The 18,817-nt window shown below is 31.4% G+C and carries 13 protein-coding genes and 1 pseudogene; 3 read left to right on the plus strand and 11 right to left on the minus strand.

From position 1 onward, the window contains the following. Position 1 precedes the first annotated feature (1 nt). A complete protein-coding gene (locus ACI389_RS02185; RefSeq protein ID WP_439780052.1) occupies positions 2-298 on the minus strand; it encodes a DUF2085 domain-containing protein in 297 nt (98 codons plus the stop codon). A gap of 183 nt (positions 299-481) precedes the next feature. On the opposite strand from ACI389_RS02185, the gene ACI389_RS02190 reads away from it, so the two are divergent. Continuing rightward, the gene (locus ACI389_RS02190; protein ID WP_439779913.1) at positions 482-769 is read left to right on the plus strand and encodes a MarR family transcriptional regulator; all 288 of its coding nucleotides are present in this window, start codon (positions 482-484) and stop codon (positions 767-769) included. A 433-nt stretch (positions 770-1,202) separates the two neighbouring features. Here the strand turns inward: ACI389_RS02190 and ACI389_RS02195 are convergent, their stop codons facing one another. Continuing rightward, positions 1,203-2,978 carry a hypothetical protein gene (locus ACI389_RS02195; protein ID WP_439779914.1) on the minus strand — a complete coding sequence of 592 codons (1,776 nt, stop codon included), beginning with the start codon at positions 2,976-2,978 and terminating at the stop codon, positions 1,203-1,205. A 76-nt stretch (positions 2,979-3,054) separates the two neighbouring features. On the opposite strand from ACI389_RS02195, the pseudogene ACI389_RS02200 reads away from it, so the two are divergent. Then, positions 3,055-3,969, plus strand: a pseudogene (locus tag ACI389_RS02200) (CpaF family protein); the annotation flags it as partial. Positions 3,970-4,284: 315 nt separating this feature from the next. Further along, a complete protein-coding gene (locus ACI389_RS02205) occupies positions 4,285-4,878 on the plus strand; it encodes a type II secretion system F family protein (RefSeq protein ID WP_439779915.1) in 594 nt (197 codons plus the stop codon). Between the two features lie 129 nt (positions 4,879-5,007). Here ACI389_RS02205 and ACI389_RS02210 read toward each other — a convergent pair whose 3' ends face one another. The 9 genes from ACI389_RS02210 to ACI389_RS02250 form a co-directional block, all read right to left on the minus strand. Then, positions 5,008-5,277 carry an elongation factor 1-beta gene (locus ACI389_RS02210; protein WP_439779916.1) on the minus strand — a complete coding sequence of 90 codons (270 nt, stop codon included), beginning with the start codon at positions 5,275-5,277 and terminating at the stop codon, positions 5,008-5,010. Between the two features lie 23 nt (positions 5,278-5,300). After that, positions 5,301-5,462 (minus strand): zinc finger domain-containing protein, encoded by a 162-nt coding sequence (locus ACI389_RS02215; protein WP_091699076.1) that lies wholly within the window; start codon positions 5,460-5,462, stop codon positions 5,301-5,303. 2 nt (positions 5,463-5,464) lie between these two features. After that, on the minus strand, positions 5,465-6,121 hold the full coding sequence (locus tag ACI389_RS02220) for an amino acid kinase family protein (protein ID WP_439780053.1): 657 nt from the start codon (positions 6,119-6,121) through the stop codon (positions 5,465-5,467). A gap of 57 nt (positions 6,122-6,178) precedes the next feature. Further along, positions 6,179-6,517: an aminoacyl-tRNA hydrolase gene (pth2, locus tag ACI389_RS02225; RefSeq protein WP_439779917.1), complete on the minus strand. Its 339-nt coding sequence runs from the start codon at positions 6,515-6,517 to the stop codon at positions 6,179-6,181. Positions 6,518-6,630: 113 nt separating this feature from the next. Further along, positions 6,631-7,305 carry a C39 family peptidase gene (locus ACI389_RS02230; protein ID WP_439779918.1) on the minus strand — a complete coding sequence of 225 codons (675 nt, stop codon included), beginning with the start codon at positions 7,303-7,305 and terminating at the stop codon, positions 6,631-6,633. Positions 7,306-7,320: 15 nt separating this feature from the next. Continuing rightward, positions 7,321-9,453: a hypothetical protein gene (locus tag ACI389_RS02235; protein WP_439779919.1), complete on the minus strand. Its 2,133-nt coding sequence runs from the start codon at positions 9,451-9,453 to the stop codon at positions 7,321-7,323. 7 nt (positions 9,454-9,460) lie between these two features. After that, positions 9,461-12,265, minus strand: coding sequence for a phage distal tail protein (locus ACI389_RS02240; protein WP_439779920.1), 2,805 nt, complete (start codon positions 12,263-12,265; stop codon positions 9,461-9,463). A 4-nt stretch (positions 12,266-12,269) separates the two neighbouring features. Then, entirely contained in the window at positions 12,270-14,402 is a 2,133-nt protein-coding gene (locus ACI389_RS02245; RefSeq protein WP_439779921.1) for an Ig-like domain-containing protein, read from the minus strand. Continuing rightward, on the minus strand, positions 14,399-18,706 hold the full coding sequence (locus tag ACI389_RS02250; protein WP_439779922.1) for a hypothetical protein: 4,308 nt from the start codon (positions 18,704-18,706) through the stop codon (positions 14,399-14,401). The genes ACI389_RS02245 and ACI389_RS02250 overlap by 4 nt, the downstream gene beginning before the upstream one ends. Between the last annotated feature and the right edge of the window lie 111 nt (positions 18,707-18,817).

Raw genomic sequence — 18,817 nt, forward strand, 5'->3', positions numbered from 1 at the left:
CCTATATAAAAAGATAACTTAAGCCAAACATTAATCCAGTAATCAATCGCAACCGATTATTACTTTCTCTTAATTTAAAAAATTGTGTAAATCCATCCAATAATAATGGAAAAGTTAGAATAAAGCAAATAAGAAAATTATTAGGTAATGAAAATAATTTAAGATACTTAAATAATATTGAAATAAAAAAACCAATATAAATTCCCGTACACCTTGAACATACTGGAAATTGACGTCCTTTAAAGAAAAAACTCCTTTCTGGAAGTCTATGGCAAATCAAATAATGATACTTATTCATGAGATTAATCTTCCATATCAATTTTTTTACAAAATTTAAATTTTGTATGTATAACTATCTCTATAATAATATATAAAAATTGTGTTTAAACCGAAGCATTATGAATTATAAATATTAATTAAGAACGATTAAGAACCTTTATTTAACTATTAAAGTAGTTAATAAAGAATATAACAAATAAATATGAGTGAAAAAGAATCAAAACAAAATTTTTGGTCGTTGATAGGTTATATAAAAGTTTCTCCAGCTCGTTTGAACTGTGTAAAAATTATCAGTTTGGAATACAAAATGCCAACAGAAATTGTTAAAGAAAGTGGGATGAGAATAACACAAATATCAAATGCACTGCATGATTTAAAAGTAAAAGGGATAGTGTTTTGTTTAAATGAAGATAATATTAAAGGCAGATTATATCAAAATACGGAATTAGGATTAAAGCTACTGGAAGAATTAAATAAGACCAAAAAATAATAAATTTCAAACACCACTCCCCGCCACCAAATGAAAATATGATTGCATAATTCCATAGTTGATTAATTAGTTTACAAATTTAATAAACCAATTTATCGATTATTTAAGATACATATATAAAGTACATATAAAATCAAAATTACATAGACATGAAAAACAAAAAATATGGCTATACCTATCTGACGGTACTTACAACAAAGAAATTATGAAATCGAGCAATTAAGCAATCAATCGATTAATAAAGCACTTTGCATTAAAATAAGGAAAAATAAAAGTGTGTTGCTGAAGCTATTTTTATGGGAAATATTATCCAAAATTGCAGTAATAGTGGAAATAATGAGGCAAGTAAAAAAGATATTAGAAAGATAAAATGAGATAAAAGGAGATTATAAAAGCTCATTTTACACAAATTACCTTTTTACGAGGCATTATTTTAAATTCCATTAATTACTTCAAGTAGTATATCTTTAACTAAATTTTCATCTTCTAATTCTTCCATAGTTAAAGGATTTTCATCTAAATACCTAATAACACTTTTTTCAGCAAGTTTATAATTAGAACGAACAATTTCCTCAACATAACCATATTTAGAAGATGCTACTAAAATCTTATTAACTTTTAGCTTCAATTCATCACTTATATGGACACTATCTGAATAATGAGAAGAAGCCTTTTCATATACTTCATCGAAATTATCAGGGTACAATTCATTAACTGCTCTTGCCTTATCAAACAAACTTTCAAGATATTCTTTATCATCTGCATTAAAATTAATAACATCTTTAATAGCAAATTCTAAAGCATATTGACATAAAACATCAGCTTCTTTTTTATAGTCTTTAATTTCAAATTCCCCTTCTTCAATGTATTTTTCTACCATACCATGCTTTGAACGATAATAACTAAAGAGAACTTTCCAAATATCTTCTTCTACTTGAATATTGATGTTTCCAATTTTCTTTTGAGCTTCCAATTGAGCTTTCACATCAGCTAGTTCTTTCTTAAGTTCTTCTCCTTCTTTACTAGTCATAACTCTAGCATCAATATTTTCCAAAGTCAAAGATTCCCATAAACTATCCTTATAAACATCCATAACATCTTTTTTAGACTTTTTCACATAAGATGGGTCATTTTTACTAGGTGGTTTATGCCCTTCCATTAAACTTCTCAATCTAGAATCAGGACATTTCTTATCAAGAACATTAATAAAGTATTTTCTACAACCATGTGCATGAAATCTAGGTATCTCTTTTTCCAATAGCTCAAAATCTTCTTCACTACATTCTCCTTGAGCAATCTGATTCTTAATTTGGCTTACTCTCCATTCATGCAACTTATGGCTTTTTAATGTAAATTGGTCAGTAATACTTTTTACAGTCATTGGTTCTTTATACATCTTATGATGAGAGCCAAATAAAGCATCATCTTTTGATATTTTTAGTTCTTTTTTCAATCGTTTACTTTTTCTAGGCAAATACTGGTTTTTTATTCGTCGAAGGTTTTGTAATATGTAGTTGCTAGATTCAGCAGAATTAACTGTAGCACATTTAATATTATATCTACTAGTTTTTTTAGGTTCAAATTCCCAATAACCCAACATATCATCGGGAGCATTATCAATAAAATCATTAACATCTTTAAATTCATGACTATCACTAGTAGCTTCCATAAAATCCCTAATAGTAAAAGTTAAACAATCCCCTATCCTAATACCAGTAGATAACATAAAAGTTATAAGTGATTGATGAGGTAAAGACGAATCTTTCATAACAAAAATAAAATCTTCTTTCGTTAATGGTGTCCAATCATCATATTTCTCTTCTAATGGAGTCCATTTAGGCAAATCAATATCGTAACTCTTTAGAAAAGTCCTAATAACAATTACTCCATTATTAATAGTTACATTACTATTGTCTTTATCTTTACAGAAATCAACAAATTTATCTTGTGCTATTTTAGCCAAAGAGTTAGGGTTATTAGCATCAAATTCAATTAAATAAGACTCATTCGGATTATCTTCATTAGGCACTATTTTAGTTCTTTGCTGAATTTGACATTTCTCAATAAGACTTCCAAATTCCATATCGATAGCTTTACATAATTTAGCTATTTCTTTTGCATATTTTTCCTCAGATATCTCATTTGCAGAACTTCCACTAAAATAACCAGTAAAATAAACATCATTTCTAACATCATAATCATTATCCATTACCAATCACCACAAATTATATTTATTATCATAGCAATATATATACTCTACATTACCACTAGTTTAAAAAATAGAAAACGCCACAATACCTCCAATCTCAGCAGATGGACCATCCCTTACAATAAGAAAATTTAGAAAAGACCCATTTACAATAATTGATTTAATAAAATCAAAAACCATATCTGTTGAACTAGCAGCATTCTTTTGGTTATGTTTTGATGGATTAGGAGTTAAATCCGCAAATGCAATAATATCTGGAGGAACAAGTTCTGGAAAAACAACAACACTTAATGCTCTTTCAGCCTTCATCAACCCTAAAGAAAGAATAATCACCATTGAAGACACCCTAGAACTTCAAATTCCTCATGAACACGTTATCAGAATGGAAACTAGACCTAGAAATGTTAAAAATAAAGGCGAATTAACTATGGATGACTTAGTTAAAAATTCCTTAAGACAACGCCCTGATAGAATAATCGTTGGAGAAGTAAGAGGAAATGAAGCAATTACATTATTTACAGCACTAAATACTGGACATTCAGGATTTGGAACTCTTCACTCAAATGATGCAAGAGAAACTATAACAAGATTGACTAATGAACCTATGTCAGTACCAAAAATAATGATTCAAGCTATTGATTTTATAATAATGCAAAATAGAATCTACACACCATCAGGAGTATCTTTTAGGAGAATTAGTGAAGTAGCTGAAATAGTTGGAATTGAAGAAGGAGTTGTTCAACTAAATAAAATATTCCAATGGAACCCTGAAACTGATACGATTGACAATATTAGTATAAGTAGCAGAACAATATCTCAAATTGCAAATTTAAGTGGAAAATCTGTTAACGAATTATATCAAGAAATCGAAAATAGAAAATCCGTTTTAAAACACATGGTGAATTATAATATACGATCCGTTGAAGAAGTAAATGCTGTTTTAGAATTATATTACAAAGATTCTAAAAAAGTCTTAGATAACATATTATAGGTGATTAAAATTTTGAAAGAATTTTTCATAGCTATTGGAGATATATACCTCTCCTCCATTGGCTTTCTTAAGAATTTATCATTTAAACAAAATGAAAAAAAACAAAGATTTAACCCTAAGATAACTCAAAAATTAAATTTACAACAAAATATAATCTCCACCAATAACGAAAATACCCTCCTTAAAAAAATTAGAGCATTATTAATTCTTTATTTAATGAATAAAATAATAATTGGAATACTTATTATAACCTTCATTATAATTGCATTATTTATAAATTTAGAGCTATCAGCAATATATTTTATATTAATTCTAATGACTTATGTATTTGTAATTTATTATCCTCAAATCCAACAACAAAGAAACTACTCAGACATAAATCAAGAACTACCCTACGCATTAAGACATATAAGTATTGAACTAAAATCAGGAAAAGGACTTCATGATACCTTAAGAACAATTAAAAATGCAAATTATGGATCTCTTTCGCAAGAATTTACAAGAGTCCTAGAAGAAATCAAATTTGGTAAACCAACAGAGGAATCTTTACTTGAAATGTCCACTAGAATTAAATCAGAAGGATTATCAAGAGCAATACATCAGATTATTAGCACACTACGAGTTGGTGGTAATTTATCTAATAGTTTAGACATAATTGCTAAAGATATTTCTTTTGATATGCAAATTAAATTGAAGGAATATTCTCAAAAATTAAACTCATTCATATTGATTTACACATTTATTGCTATTTTAGCACCTGTAATTAGTCTAATAATGCTAATGGCAAGTTCAACAGTTATGGGAGATATAATCTCATCAGGTTTATTGTTTATAATCTATGGATTATTTTTCCCATTACTTGTGATTTTTATGGGAGTTTTTATTAAAAAAATAGAACCTAAAATTTAAAAACAACATCAAACCCTACTTTTTATAACAGAAAAATTTAAACTTTAAAAAATGTTAGAATATTTAAAAATAATACTAAAATCCGAAAAATAGTAAAAATAAAATAAATTAGGATTAATTTAAATAATCCTACATCAATCTTCCAACACCAGTAATTTCAATACTAGCTACGCCTTCAATAGCTTGAACCATTTCTTCAACAGGTTCAGATCCACCTTCACCATCTTCAGTGATGAATTGTAAGATAATAGCAACTAAACCAAAAGCAATTGGCTCTTCAGCAATCTCATGGATTTTAGCAGTTTCTGGCATTGAACTTTCTATAGTAGCTTTAATAGCAGCTAAATCAACATCTGGACTATCAGGCATGATTTTCATAGTAGTTAATACTTCACCCATTCTAATTCCTCCATTTTAAAAATCTATGGTCCTTCAAAGCCACATTCACATTTGTAAGCATGACCAAATGTACGACATTTTTCACATCTTGCGATTTTTGCTCCACAAATAGGACATTCGAATTCAACAAATGTACCAGTTAATGGAATTTCTTGTTTACATGAAATGCATTCTACAGTTTTCATTTTTAATCACCTATTATTTTTGTGTAATCGAAGTTATAATCAGATATATTATCATCTATTAAAGATAACACCCTTTCAGGGTACTTCCCATTCACAACATAACAATTAGTCCCGAACTTTAATAAAAGAGACGGTAACATTACATCAATCGATGACTCTTGAGAATTTAGTAAAGTTTTTGCATCAATATTATCTATGAATGTTGAACCTGGCTCTTTAGGTTCTTGGGTATATATACCATTTACATCTGTTACTATTAAAAGTTTTGCATTTAGAATGTGTGAGATATAAGCTGCAATTGAATCTGAAGTTACATCCCAAGAACATTCAAAAGGATCTTCATTTCTTAAAAAATCTGAAACTACAAAAATTGGTGTAAAACCTTCATCAGAAATATTTTGAACATCTTCAATTGAATATGCTAGTTTTGTAGACTCAATTTTATCATTAACAAGCTTAGCAATTATATCCATACAATCTATAGCAGTCCAGTGATTAACTTCTTGTGAAAAATTAATTTCTAAGTCATATTTACGAATAAGATTTGCAAATTCGCCTCCACCTAAAACTATAAGTGAATTAGTGTTTTTTAGTTTTTTTACTAATTCTATTGCATAATTTGGAAATAAACTCCCACCAATTTTAACAACCTGTTTTATGCTCATAATTACAACCACATTTAATTAAAAATAGCCCCCATTAAATAGATAAAGATCCTATAAAAGTTTTAAATCCCCAGTTATCTTATCAATTATTTCATCCTCATCAGGACCAAGTGCTAAAACTGTAACACTTGATGTAGGTATCTGAGTTCTCCCAGCATCAACTACAAGATAATTAGGAACTTTATTAATATCAGCTAATTTTTTAAGTTCAGTTAATTCATCTAAAGTCTTAACTTTTAAAACAACCTTAGCATAAGCTTCATTTTCCCATTTTTTAATTTTATCAGGTGAAGCTTTCTTATAAGAACCAATAGAACCATGACAACATTGAGCAGCTATCTTTCCTTTACCCATCTTCAAATCTGTTCTAACGATTATAACTTGTTTCATAAAATAACATCCACCTTTCACACTCTCAAATAATATATTTATGAGAGACATAAAAATAATTTTTGATATTAACAGAGCATATATATTTGGGACAAGTTGGGGTAAACTTAATTTTATAAAATTCCTACACTGTAATAATTGATACTTCTACCTAATTGAGCTTTATCCAACACACTAAATTTACATTTTTTTAAGCCTTTGGTAGGGTCTGCAACAAGATAATCCGTACTATTAGCCCCATAAATAAGTACATAATGACCGTAATTATTCTTGTATCCTAAACATGTTGCTGGTTTTGTGTCAATATGTGCGATAACTGGTTTACCCATGCTTAATTGTGCTTTAACACTAGATTTATTACGACTAATCTTATGTAAAGAATATCCTAATTTTTTAGCACCATTTACCATGTCAGAAGGTGATGTACCACTACCAATAATAGTATTAACGGCTTTCGCACATTCCTTTTCAGAAACATAACCAAACAACATCTGAATACCCATAGATAATGAAGTTGGACCACAAGTATACGCATTATCCTGATAATCCATCACCAATGGATTATTTGCTGTTGAATTCAAAGTTACATAATTAGGATAACGACCATGTTTCCTAATAAAAATATTCTGAGCTTCAAACAAACCCATATACTCAGATTTACTTATTTCATGTTTCTTACCAGACATGTCAATCATTGTTATACTAGACAAATATCCTTTATTCTCTTTAATACCTTTTCTTAATTGATTACTTGCTTTACTCATTTCATTTTTACTAAACTTAATCAATTAAACCCCCTCCTTTTAGGTTACGTTCAATTTCACAGTCCTTGTACTTCCACCATATTCAATATCTCCTCCAAACTGATACTTAACAGTGTACTCACCTTTACCGGAACTTATTTTTAATTTAAACACCCCATTAGCATCAGTTTTCATAGAATATGTTTTTGTCCAACCTTTCTCAGTCGTAGTAGTAGTCACAGGAGTCTTTTTAGTCACAGTAGTAGTTTTAGGAGTAGTCTTATAACCTGGGAAATTATTAGCAATTTCACTTGCAGATTTACCCTCTGCAATACCAATACCTGCTTTTAACAAACTACTACGAGGCTTACTCCACCCTTTAAAACTTGATGGACTAAAATTATCATCATGAGCACGAGGAAGAAACTTATCAGTTAACACACGATTATACAAACCAATAACCATTTTAGCATTCCTACTTTTCAAAACAGAGTGATAATGATTAGAATAACATTGCTCTTTTAGTGTACCAGCACAAAGACCACCATACAATGTGAAATATACACCATTCTTTTTCACTTTACCAATATCTGCATAGTGAGTACTTGGACCAATACCCCCAACAGTCACACTATACCCTCTTTTTCTAAGATACTCTGCTATATCATTCATTAATTTTTTATCCTTTGATTTGCTGTTAATATTGTCAGTGTTCATGAATACATGGACACCACTTCCCTCTTTTTTCGCAACAGTTTGTGTACTAGTCACAGTTTTAGTAGTAGTGACAGTAGACTCACCTTTTGTAATACTAATAGAACAAACCTTTTTATCTAATTTCGCTCCATTCTCATCACTCAAGACTGCAGAAATATATTTTCCTTTTTTAACAGTAACATCACTTGCAGAAATACTTGTAGCTTTCTGATTAATACGAGTACCCACTTCAGCATTAGTCAAAGAAATTTTAGTATCACCAGGCAAATGAGGATCAGTTTCTATCTTACCCACTTGAGCACGAATTAAAGAATCATATTCAGGTATCTTTACATACACTTTATCATACAAATTAAATGTTGAATTTTCAGATAATATCTGATTTAAATCCTTTAAATCAACTTCTAAGTCTAACTGAGGATATCTTTTATCAATTAAAGCAACAGCACAATCATTATAAATAGAATACTTGTTCGTATCACTTGTAGACACTGTTCCAATCTTAGGAGTAGTAATAGCTGGTGTAGCGGCATCTGGTCGTGATAAGATTTTCTCATATTCCACACCAGTATTCACATCATCACGAATAAACAATTCACCAGCAAGCTTCTTAAAAGGAGCAGACCAATAAGCAGTTATAGTCTCAACAACAGTAGTACTACCATCAGCATTAGTAACATTCTCTTTTTCCACAATCATAGGAATAGTTTCGCCTTTCTTCACAGCTAAAGCTTTCCAATCACTAATAACTTTCCCTAAATCTTGTCGAGTCATAGTATTCGCTGAATCATCAGTTTTTAAAGATAATACTGGGGCAATACCTCTATAAGTATTTGACTCATCAGTTTCATACTCAATATTTTCAGCATTAAAACTTAAATCAATAACAGTATCATGTTCCACACCAGCATGACTCGGTTGTAAAAAATCAAGATACCTATGAATAACATTAGTTTCAGCATCTTTTTCATACCTAGTTATGAAAATATTACTAGTTTCCTCCTCAATATACCTGAGAAGTTCTAGTTTAGTCATTGTTCCGTTTAAACTGACTTTACCTCTACTACCCATACATGATTCAACAGTTCCTATATTGAAATAATTTCCAAACTCAGATTCCAAAAAAGAAGCATTAATTGTTCTTGTCTCAGCAGTTCCCTGCTGGAATAATTCCACAAAATTTAACTCTACAAGCACTTCTTCAGCTTCAATTTCAACATGATTATTCTCCCAAAAATCATACTTCGAAAAAGAATTAATCACATACAAACAAGAATCATCACCATTAGGAATCCATATTTTATTCCCAATTTTAAAAAGACTTCTTATCTTGTTAATATCATCACCAAGAGGATAAACTAGTTTAATTGATTTTAATTCACCTATTTCAGAAGTCTTTTCAATATCACATTGCTCTGAATCAAGATAATATAATGGTTCTTCTTCTTGATTTAAAACTAATATCGTAAAACTCATAAACTATCTACCACCGTTCATAAAATGAGATTGACTGAATATTAGCAGTATTATTACAATTAAAACGATATTCTCCTTGAATCAAGAACCAATCACTATTAAAATCCACTTTATTCGTAATATCCTCATTTACAAAACTTCCATCTTCTTGAGGAACTAATTTATTCACTGTACGATTTGCACAATCAATACGGATCATATCCCCACTCAATGTAGAATCATTAATAATTAATTTTTGAGAACTATTTTCTTCAACAATAGTTATTGTTGTCCCATTCGCAATTAATATTATTTCCGGATTAACTTTAGCCATACTACTATTCACACCAGTAGCATTGGTTATTACTGCATCAGTACTACGACTATCACCAGAAGGAATTACCAATTTAATTTTACCGGAATAAGTACTGAATTCTACATCTGCATCAATAGCATCTTTCATAATAAACTCCCAAATTCTACCTGGAAAATGACTAAATTCAATAGTATTTAATATAGGTTTATTGAATTTATCCCTATCATTTGAAAAAAGCCTTGATATCCTCTCCATGAACTGACTTGTTTCTACAATATCACAACCAGGCACTACAAAATCAATTTCTAATTCTTTTTGAGATATATTAGACCGATAAGCAGAATTACTATCAGTCCCAGTTATCTCTAAATACTTAACATCAAGATTATGCCCCGCAGGAATTTTAACATCATTAATAAATACATTATAATATCTTAAATCTATACCATTTACCCATGCTTTAATAATACTATCCGTAATCTCAATGTAATGGAATGTTATATGTAGGTTATTTAATTCTATATAGGAGTCGTGAGTGTAATTATTTAAGAATACTATTTCCAATTCGCAGTTTTCTAGTGTTTCGGGGTTAAAATCTTCAAAATCTAACCCCCATAAATCAAATTGCCCTCCAATTTCCAAAGAGCCAGTCGTTTCATTAACAATAATACTACGCTCACCAATTTTTCCTTCTGCAGTTATTAACCTCACCAACACACTCATAGTAGAATCAATATTAACATCAAAATTAACACTAACACCCTGTATAATAGAGTTATCATCAGTTAATAATCCACTTGTGTCAATATCATATGCTCTTACTTGATTAGTTGTTCTAAAACTATTTAATAAACATGCACAATAATCATCTGCAAAAGGCAAACCTTTCACTGGATATGGGAATAAACCAGGTTCTTCTAAAGACATATCCTCTGATAAAATCTCACTTATACACGGATAAGTATATAGGATATTAATTGCACTTGCATCTGCTTCAACATACTCACCAGTAATAAAGATCATAACCGGATAATCCTCACAATATTTAAAAGCGATGGATTTTTCTTCAAAATCATTAATCACAGAGATAGGTTCAGACCATACACTATGGCTAAAATAATCCTCATCAGTCTCTAATCCAGTTGGATTCTCATTAAAAACACCTATACGGTAATTATAATCATAAGCATCATATAATGAACTATTTTCTTCAGAACAACTCAATGACATTACACTACTAACCAAATAATCTTTACCATCACCTAACCTATCAATAACTTTTTCATCAAGAATTAACCTAGCAAAATAAGGTAAAGTTAAATTCTCAGGTCTAACCTTTACAGAGTATACCTTTGTAATAGTTTCAAACAAAGTAGTGAATTCATGATTACCTGTAGTATTACATGTTAAAGTAAAAGTAATTTCATTCACATTTTTCTCAGATAAATCTGGAGAAATAGTATAAACATTACCCGTATTAGTAACAGCATACTCTGATTCAACAAAATCTATTGTGAAATTGTCAGAAAATGTGACAATCACATCTTCACAGCCATTTAAAGGTTCATCTGCTGAAATCGTTACTACTGCTTCAAAAGGTTCAGACTCTTTAACAACATCATCATACATGACATTGACTTCAGCAGTGTTTTCCTGGACTTGCAATATAAGTCTAGATGAACTATCTGATGAGTCTTCTACGAAGTTTAGTGTTTTTGTACCAATTGTAGTGAAATACACTTGAAATGTCACTGATGCAGTTTTCTGATTTAATAACTGAGCATTCCAAGTCAACACATTATTTTTAACACTTACTGACCCCCAACCAGAAATTTTACCATTAAAAACCGTTCCAGCAGGCAATGTAACTGACACACTCGAGTTATAATTCGATAAATTCGATGCAGTAGCTAAATCTAAAGTAATATCAACAGGTTTATTCACATGAGGTTTAAGATTATCTGCAGATGAATTAACTGAAAATTTAACCGCAGAATAAGTAACTTCAACCCAAACATCACTTAAACGAATAATACTAATATTAGTACTAGAATTAGCAGGATAATTTAATTTCAAACCAAAATTATAATCATTTACCTGCTTAGGAGTTAAAGAAGTAGTAAAAGAGGTAACAAAATTCTTTTTACTAGTAGGTACTGCATAACCTTTACTGGATAAATTCTTTGCATTTAATATGGTGATTGTAGGAGCTGCAAAAACACCATATGCTCCACCTACTTTTAATTTATAATGACTATAACCTACACGTATACGAGTAATTTTCGCATAATCTGGAATATTAAAACCGAAGTTCTTAAAGGAAATAGTACTTGGACGAGGCCAAGTCCCAGTTTTACCACCAATATAAGTACTAATACTATTACTTTGACCACATTGACTAACTCCTCCCTCAGATTGTAGATTGTTTAAATTCGACCAAGTACGATAATATTTCTGATTAGCATATTGACCTGATGTTTGAGTAATATTTTGAGCATATTTTTTTACAACAACCATAAATTTATATCCCTCCTTGAGCCGGCGTATAAGTCGCAGTTAATTTAACACCATATAAACGAACTTTACCCATATTTCCACCAGCATTAGCTGGGAAATTCACTTTAACTTTTACTCCATCATTTAATTCAGAAGCAATTGCTCCAGTCATAGTAAATGAATCACTTACCCAACTACTTTTTCCAGGAGCTTTATCTTTATGTGAGTGACTTTGACCAGTTCCAATATCTGAAATAGTAATTGTTGGAGCACCAATTGTAGGATAAGCAGTTGTTCCAGAATATGGTAACTGTGCACTTTTCCATTCAGCTTTTAAACTAGTGACAACAGCATCACCAGGTATAGCGAAAGAGATATCTTGTGTTAATACTGCAGGTCGATTATAAGACCCTGATGCAGTTGCAATATTTGTACATTCAGCATAATTATCAGTACAATTATTATACACATCATTCCATTTACGGTATGGTACACTATCATTTCCACTTGTAGACTTAGTCCCAGCACATACACTTGCAGTCATAGGTGCTAAAATATTAAATATTTGATTAAAACTTACTGGATTATAATAATCATCACCAGCAAATGAGTATGTAGCATCTACACTTTGAACACTACCAGTTACTGTTTTCCTACATTTACCCATATCATCAGTTGTTAAGTCAAAACTAAATGTGTTTCCAGCTCCATTAATCCAAGTAAGTAGTACAGGTTTACTTGATAATACATTTCCATTACTATCTTCAAGAACTGCTCCAATTTGCCAACCGGAATAAATATCTGAGGTTAGGGAAGTTAATACTGGAGTGTCTTTTACCACTTCAACAGTTATATTAGTACTAGTAGATTCACGATATACTCCACTACTTTCAAATACTGCTTTATAAGTATGTGCACCAATAGTGACATTAGAATGGTTGAAACTAGCAATTCCAGAACTATCAGTTACACCAGTCCCAATTACAATATCCTCTTCATAGAATGTGATGTTTTGCTCTGAAATAGGATTACTATTACTATCCAAGAGTACGGCAGATAATTCAATAGGATTAATAACAGACACAGTCGGGGTAGTAGAATACAAGTTAAGTGTTGTTGGATCACTTACTTTGATTGCTTCAGAAACACTTGTACTAAGGTAAGTATCATTTTCTATAGTGTTTATTTCAATTTCTGTTTCCACTGCAGAAGCTAACGTATGATTAAAAATACATTCACCAGCTTCATCAGTAGTTAAATTATGTTCCTCACCATTAATCACCATTTTAAAATCTAATGAAATAGGATTATCGAATTTATTAACTGTTTTAATTGTTAATGGTAATACATCACCAGATTCATAGACTTCTTGAGGATATGTTAAGATAATTGATGGAGTTGCTTTAATGAGATTTAATGTTAATTCATTAGAAACAGAACCTAAGTATTGTACTGGTGTTTCAGGTTCGAATTTAGCAGTAATCTTATTTTCACCAATAGAAAAAGCACTTGTTAATGGTGAAAACATTGCAGTTCCTAGTTGATCTGTTTGTGCAGTAGACACTAACTCATCAAGAGAGTATAAATTCACTGCTTCATCAAGAACAGGATTATTTTCTTCATCTAATAATGTAGTGGTAAATTGGAAAGTATCCAATAAATCACCACTTAAAGAGTCTGCAGCTAATCCCAATGTGGTTGTGTGGAATACATAAATATTAACTTGTGTGGAAGCAGCATCATAAATTAATTCATCATTAGTTGTAACAAGAATTATATGATCTCCTCGAATATTTGATGAATAGTTGAAACTGCATGTTCCATCAACTGTTTCACTAGATCCTAAGAGAGTATTATTTTCATAGAAGTATACATCTACATTTGATATGAATTCTCCAGTTTCTTCTTCTGTGAGTTCAATATTTAAAGTTGTTGACTCATCAGGATTAATACTAAAGTCACCAGTGACTTTTAAAATCACTGGAATTCTATTTAGCATTATCTTGAATATTGGCCATTCAATGTTTTCCACGATTATTTGCTCACCAGTTAATACTGGAGAACAGTTAACCCCTGTAAAATCTTCAGGATTACTGTTGTTATTAACTACGTTTCCTAAAGCTCGTGTTTTTGCAGGATATACGCTATATTTCTTCATGAGAGTACTCCTTTACTCCTTTTTTGTTTTCTTTCAAGTCTTGTTTTTGCTTTTAAATCTGCTAATTGGAATTTAATATTATTAGTTAAAGATTTTATCCAATTTTCATCATTTGTTGTTTCACGGATTAGTTTCATGAGTGTTTGTTCATCGATGCCATCTGGAATGTTCTCTAAATTATGGTTAATGTTGATATTAACATCTCCGGAGAGAACAACATCATCTACAACAGTAGTGTCTTCTTTTTCTATGTTTTTAGTTTCTGGAGAGGATAATTCTGATAAAGTAGTGCTTATTTTTCCAAGTGTTGTGGTTAAAACATCTGCCCTACCACCAGTTCCTGCTGACTGTGAAGGTGTCCAACCATATCCATGCTGGAATCCTGTAGTGTCCATTTTGTGACCTTCCACAACTGCCCAGAAATGACCTATACCATTCCAGGAACCATGTTGTTTATATGCAGATAAACCACAAGTATGTGCAAGAGCAATTAATGCATCAGATCCATCACTACAGTTAGTTTTACCATTCATAAGTGCATTTTGCCAAGATCCATACTTATCACTGTCAAAATAGAAATCGTAATCTATTTGACTGAATAATGATTCTGCAATATTTTTGAAACTACTGAACCCTATGTTAGGTGTTCCATTTTCAAAATCAGAGACTTTAAATGATAATCCAGTTTCATATTTGCCTGCTATAACTGGTCCTTTCATAGTCCAGTCTCTTGTTTTCTGTTTAATATAAGAGACATTATTCGGAACACTATCCATCCACCCAGCACTTTTACCGTTATCTGTGATTCCAAGTACACAATCCACACAACCAGTTTTCATTAAATCCAAAGTATTAACATCTGGACCTTTTGGAGCAATATATTCTACACATTCGTTGAAACAAGGGTTTCTACGAATAGTATTGATACTAATTGTTTGAGGGATAGTTGGATTAAGAATATTTCTTATTTTATTAGATCCGCCACTAGGCCTACCAATGTTTCTTGTTGTTGATGGTGATCCAGAACCTCCACCCGCACCCCAACTTGATGGATTTTGTAATTTCCGATAAAATGTTCCGATTGTTGATGATAATTGAGTGAAATGAGCATTACTGTCAGTTTTTATTTTTTTGGCTGCAGAAACAATGCTATTTTTCATACTGTTCCATGCTTTGACCATCTCTTTGGTAACTTTACTAGTACTGTTCCGCATTTTATTGAGATTAGTAGTTGTAAGTGCAGTAGTTTGCATTAATCCATTTTTTGTGGAGTTGAGAATGTTTATCATGCTTGTGTGAACATGATTAGTCATACGGTTTAATGTGCTTTGTTCATTTAATCCTATTTGACTAAATGATTGTTCATTCAGTGAAACTAATTGATCTAAGTTTGGTTTTATTTCTTCATTGATTTTACTGTATTGTCCTGGTAATTCAGAATCAGGTGTGACTTCAGAGCTTACTTCAGCAGTTTGCATAGGTTGAGCAATATCTGGAAGGTTATTTGTTGGTAAATTAATAATATTTGAAAGAGCATCTCCAATATTTTGCCTATTAAACCCATCAAGCAAACCAGTTGCAACATTATCTGCTGCTTTAACCGCATCATTCTTAGTATCATCAATACCCTTAATCATATCAACAAACTCTTTAACAGTCTTATTTTGAATAATACCTGGAGAATGAATACCCAAAGCACCTAAAAAACCATTAATTAAATCAGATGCTACTTGTTTCGCTTTATTGACTAATGCAGTTCCGGCCTGAACAATACGGGTACCAATGTTTAAGAATTCAGTATAAACTTTTCCAGGTAATTGTGCAATAGATGAAATTACACCAGTAACTACTCCTTGAGCTTTATTTTTTGCCTTACTAATCCATGAAGCAGCACCACTAGCAATTCTTGAAGCAGTACTAAGAATATATGCTCCAACTCTTCCAGGAAGTTGCCTAATAAATGAAATTACACCATTCAGAAAACCTCTACCTGCACCTAAAGCTTTATTAATCAAACTTGCAGCCCATGAAGTCACAATTGAAATAATTAAAGATAAAATTGAACTAAACAAACCACTAATAGTTTGCCAAATAGTACCCAATAATTGAGGTAAAGTAATTTGACCATTCATAAACTGCTGGAAAGCAACAACAAGCACCATTACACAATTCCATACTGACTGAATAACTCCCATAAGGAACTGCCATGCAGGGCCAAATACCCCCATAATAAATTCACCAACTGGACCTAAATAAGTCATTAAATTCATAAATCCAATAGTTAAAGCAGCCACAGGACTTTCACCATTACCTGATAATAAACCCATAAACCAAGATATAACTGGTCCAAACACGGATTGGAAAAAATCAACTACAGGTTGCATTGCAGCTATAAGAGCATTCCATGCTGCAACCAAACCTCCATAAATCCATTGACCTAAAGATTGTAATTGCTCCCATAGCCAGTTAATAGCATTTCTTACCTGTTCACAGTTATTATATAAGTAAATCATAACTGCCACTAATGCTACAATTGCAGCAATGACTAAGTAAATTGGATTAATACTCATAACAAAATTTAAAGCTGTTTGTGCTGCAGTTGCTAATGTTGTTGCAGCAGTTTGTGCACCAGTAGCAATTGTTGATGCAACCATTGATAATTTATTTGACACCCAACCAGCAGCACCTTTTACTGCATCTGCACCAGCAGTTAGTGCAGATTTACCGGCGGTTGCTAAACTAACAGCCGCATTTTTTGCAGAAGTTCCTAAAGAAACAAACTTCCCTTTAACACTATCAATAGCCCCAGAACCAATTGAAGATATTTTACTTTTAATGTCACTAAGCTTGCCTGGAATGCTTGTAATAGTGGTTTTTAGAGAGTTGAATTTCTCTTTGATGGTGGCTATTTTCCCAGCTTCACCGCCCCAACCAGTTAGTTTATTTTTTAAAGTACTAAATTTACCTGAAAGACTATCAACAACATTTAATATTGGAGCTAATTCTGGAGCAATTGTTGCAAATCCACTAAATGCACCACTAACACCAATAATTGCTTGAGCTAACCATGGACATTTATCAGATAATTCAAGAAAACCACTTGCAGCTTTGTCAATGTATGGTAAAAATTGTTCACCAATTTTTCTACCTCCTGCAGTAAATTCTTTTTTTACTAATTGAAGTTTGCCTGTTGTAGTGTCCATCATTCCGTTCATATCTCCAGCTTTTGCCATGTATTCATCTAATGCTTTTTGATATCCTTCGACATCATCAGCTGCGCCACTCCAACCTAGTTCCTCTAATTTTTCTTTTGTAACACCAAAGTTAGACTTTAATACATCAAATTCGCCATTTAAACCACTACCTGCAGCTTGCATTAAGGTCATAGCTTCATTAGAATCTTTACCCATGAGGATAGCTCTTTGACCAATGTCATTAACTGTAGTTGAGAATGATTTTAATTGATCATTACTCATTCCAGTAGCCATTTTAATAGTGTTCATTGATTGGCCCAAATCATTCAAACTAACTAGACTATTGTTAGTCATATTGTCCAGATAACCTACAAACTCTTTTGCAGCATTTGCCGAACCCATTGTCGCACTTGTAAGACTAGTCATTTGTTCCCTAGTCATTGCTAAACCAATAGTTAAATCAGAGATTCCTGCCATACCTAATGCACCAACAGCAGAACTAATCATCCCCCCCATTCCACTAAAACTATCCGCTAAACTTCTAACCTTACTTTTAATACTATCAACTGCACTACCAAATTTGGTTTTGACAGTTGTTGCAGCATTATTTGCTTTTGCTTTAACAATATCCCATGAATTAGCTAATGCTCCTTTAATTTTTGTGCTTAAGCTACTTACTTGTGTGCCAGTAGATTGTGTTTTTCCACTTATTTCAGATAATGAGAGTAATGCTTTCTTTTCTGCTGCAGATAATTGATTAAAAGAAGATTGTCCAGTAGTTCCGATTTGGCGAATATGATTTGTTGCTGAATTTAAATTTTGTTGGAATCTAGTAAATTCCGCAATTGCTTTTTTTTCGGAAGCAGATAATTGATTGAATGCTTGGACTCCACCAGTTCCAATATTTTTTATTTTTTCTTTAGCAGAATCCACTGTTTTTTTTGTTTTATCCAATGAATTTACAAATTTATTAGTGGCCTGTGATGATTGATTGAAAGTGTTTTTAGCTGCAGGACCTATTTTTTCAACAGAATCCTGTACTTTACGAGTAGTATTAGTCGCACGATCTTCAGCTTTAATTATTATATCTATAATATGTTGACTAACCATTTTTGTAAACTCACATTTTTACTTCATTCATTTGTTTGTATAAATTCAATCTGCCTTCTGCTAAGAACAATACTTGAGGTATGGTTAGATTTTGTTGGTTTTGAGCTAAAT

Origin of the sequence: Methanobrevibacter sp. (genome assembly GCF_051877095.1) — an archaeon.
Classification (GTDB): Archaea; Methanobacteriota; Methanobacteria; order Methanobacteriales; family Methanobacteriaceae; genus Methanocatella.

Coding starts and splice junctions, on each gene's coding strand:
- pth2 (WP_439779917.1), bottom strand. CDS start 6,517: ATGAAACAAGTTATAATCGTTAGAACAGATTTGAAGATGGGTAAAGGA.
- ACI389_RS02235 (WP_439779919.1), bottom strand. CDS start 9,453: ATGAGTTTTACGATATTAGTTTTAAATCAAGAAGAAGAACCATTATAT.
- ACI389_RS02185 (WP_439780052.1), bottom strand. CDS start 298: ATGAATAAGTATCATTATTTGATTTGCCATAGACTTCCAGAAAGGAGT.
- ACI389_RS02245 (WP_439779921.1), bottom strand. CDS start 14,402: ATGAAGAAATATAGCGTATATCCTGCAAAAACACGAGCTTTAGGAAAC.
- ACI389_RS02250 (WP_439779922.1), bottom strand. CDS start 18,706: ATGGTTAGTCAACATATTATAGATATAATAATTAAAGCTGAAGATCGT.
- ACI389_RS02205 (WP_439779915.1), top strand. CDS start 4,285: ATGACTTATGTATTTGTAATTTATTATCCTCAAATCCAACAACAAAGA.
- ACI389_RS02195 (WP_439779914.1), bottom strand. CDS start 2,978: ATGGATAATGATTATGATGTTAGAAATGATGTTTATTTTACTGGTTAT.
- ACI389_RS02240 (WP_439779920.1), bottom strand. CDS start 12,265: ATGGTTGTTGTAAAAAAATATGCTCAAAATATTACTCAAACATCAGGT.
- ACI389_RS02210 (WP_439779916.1), bottom strand. CDS start 5,277: ATGGGTGAAGTATTAACTACTATGAAAATCATGCCTGATAGTCCAGAT.
- ACI389_RS02190 (WP_439779913.1), top strand. CDS start 482: ATGAGTGAAAAAGAATCAAAACAAAATTTTTGGTCGTTGATAGGTTAT.
- ACI389_RS02215 (WP_091699076.1), bottom strand. CDS start 5,462: ATGAAAACTGTAGAATGCATTTCATGTAAACAAGAAATTCCATTAACT.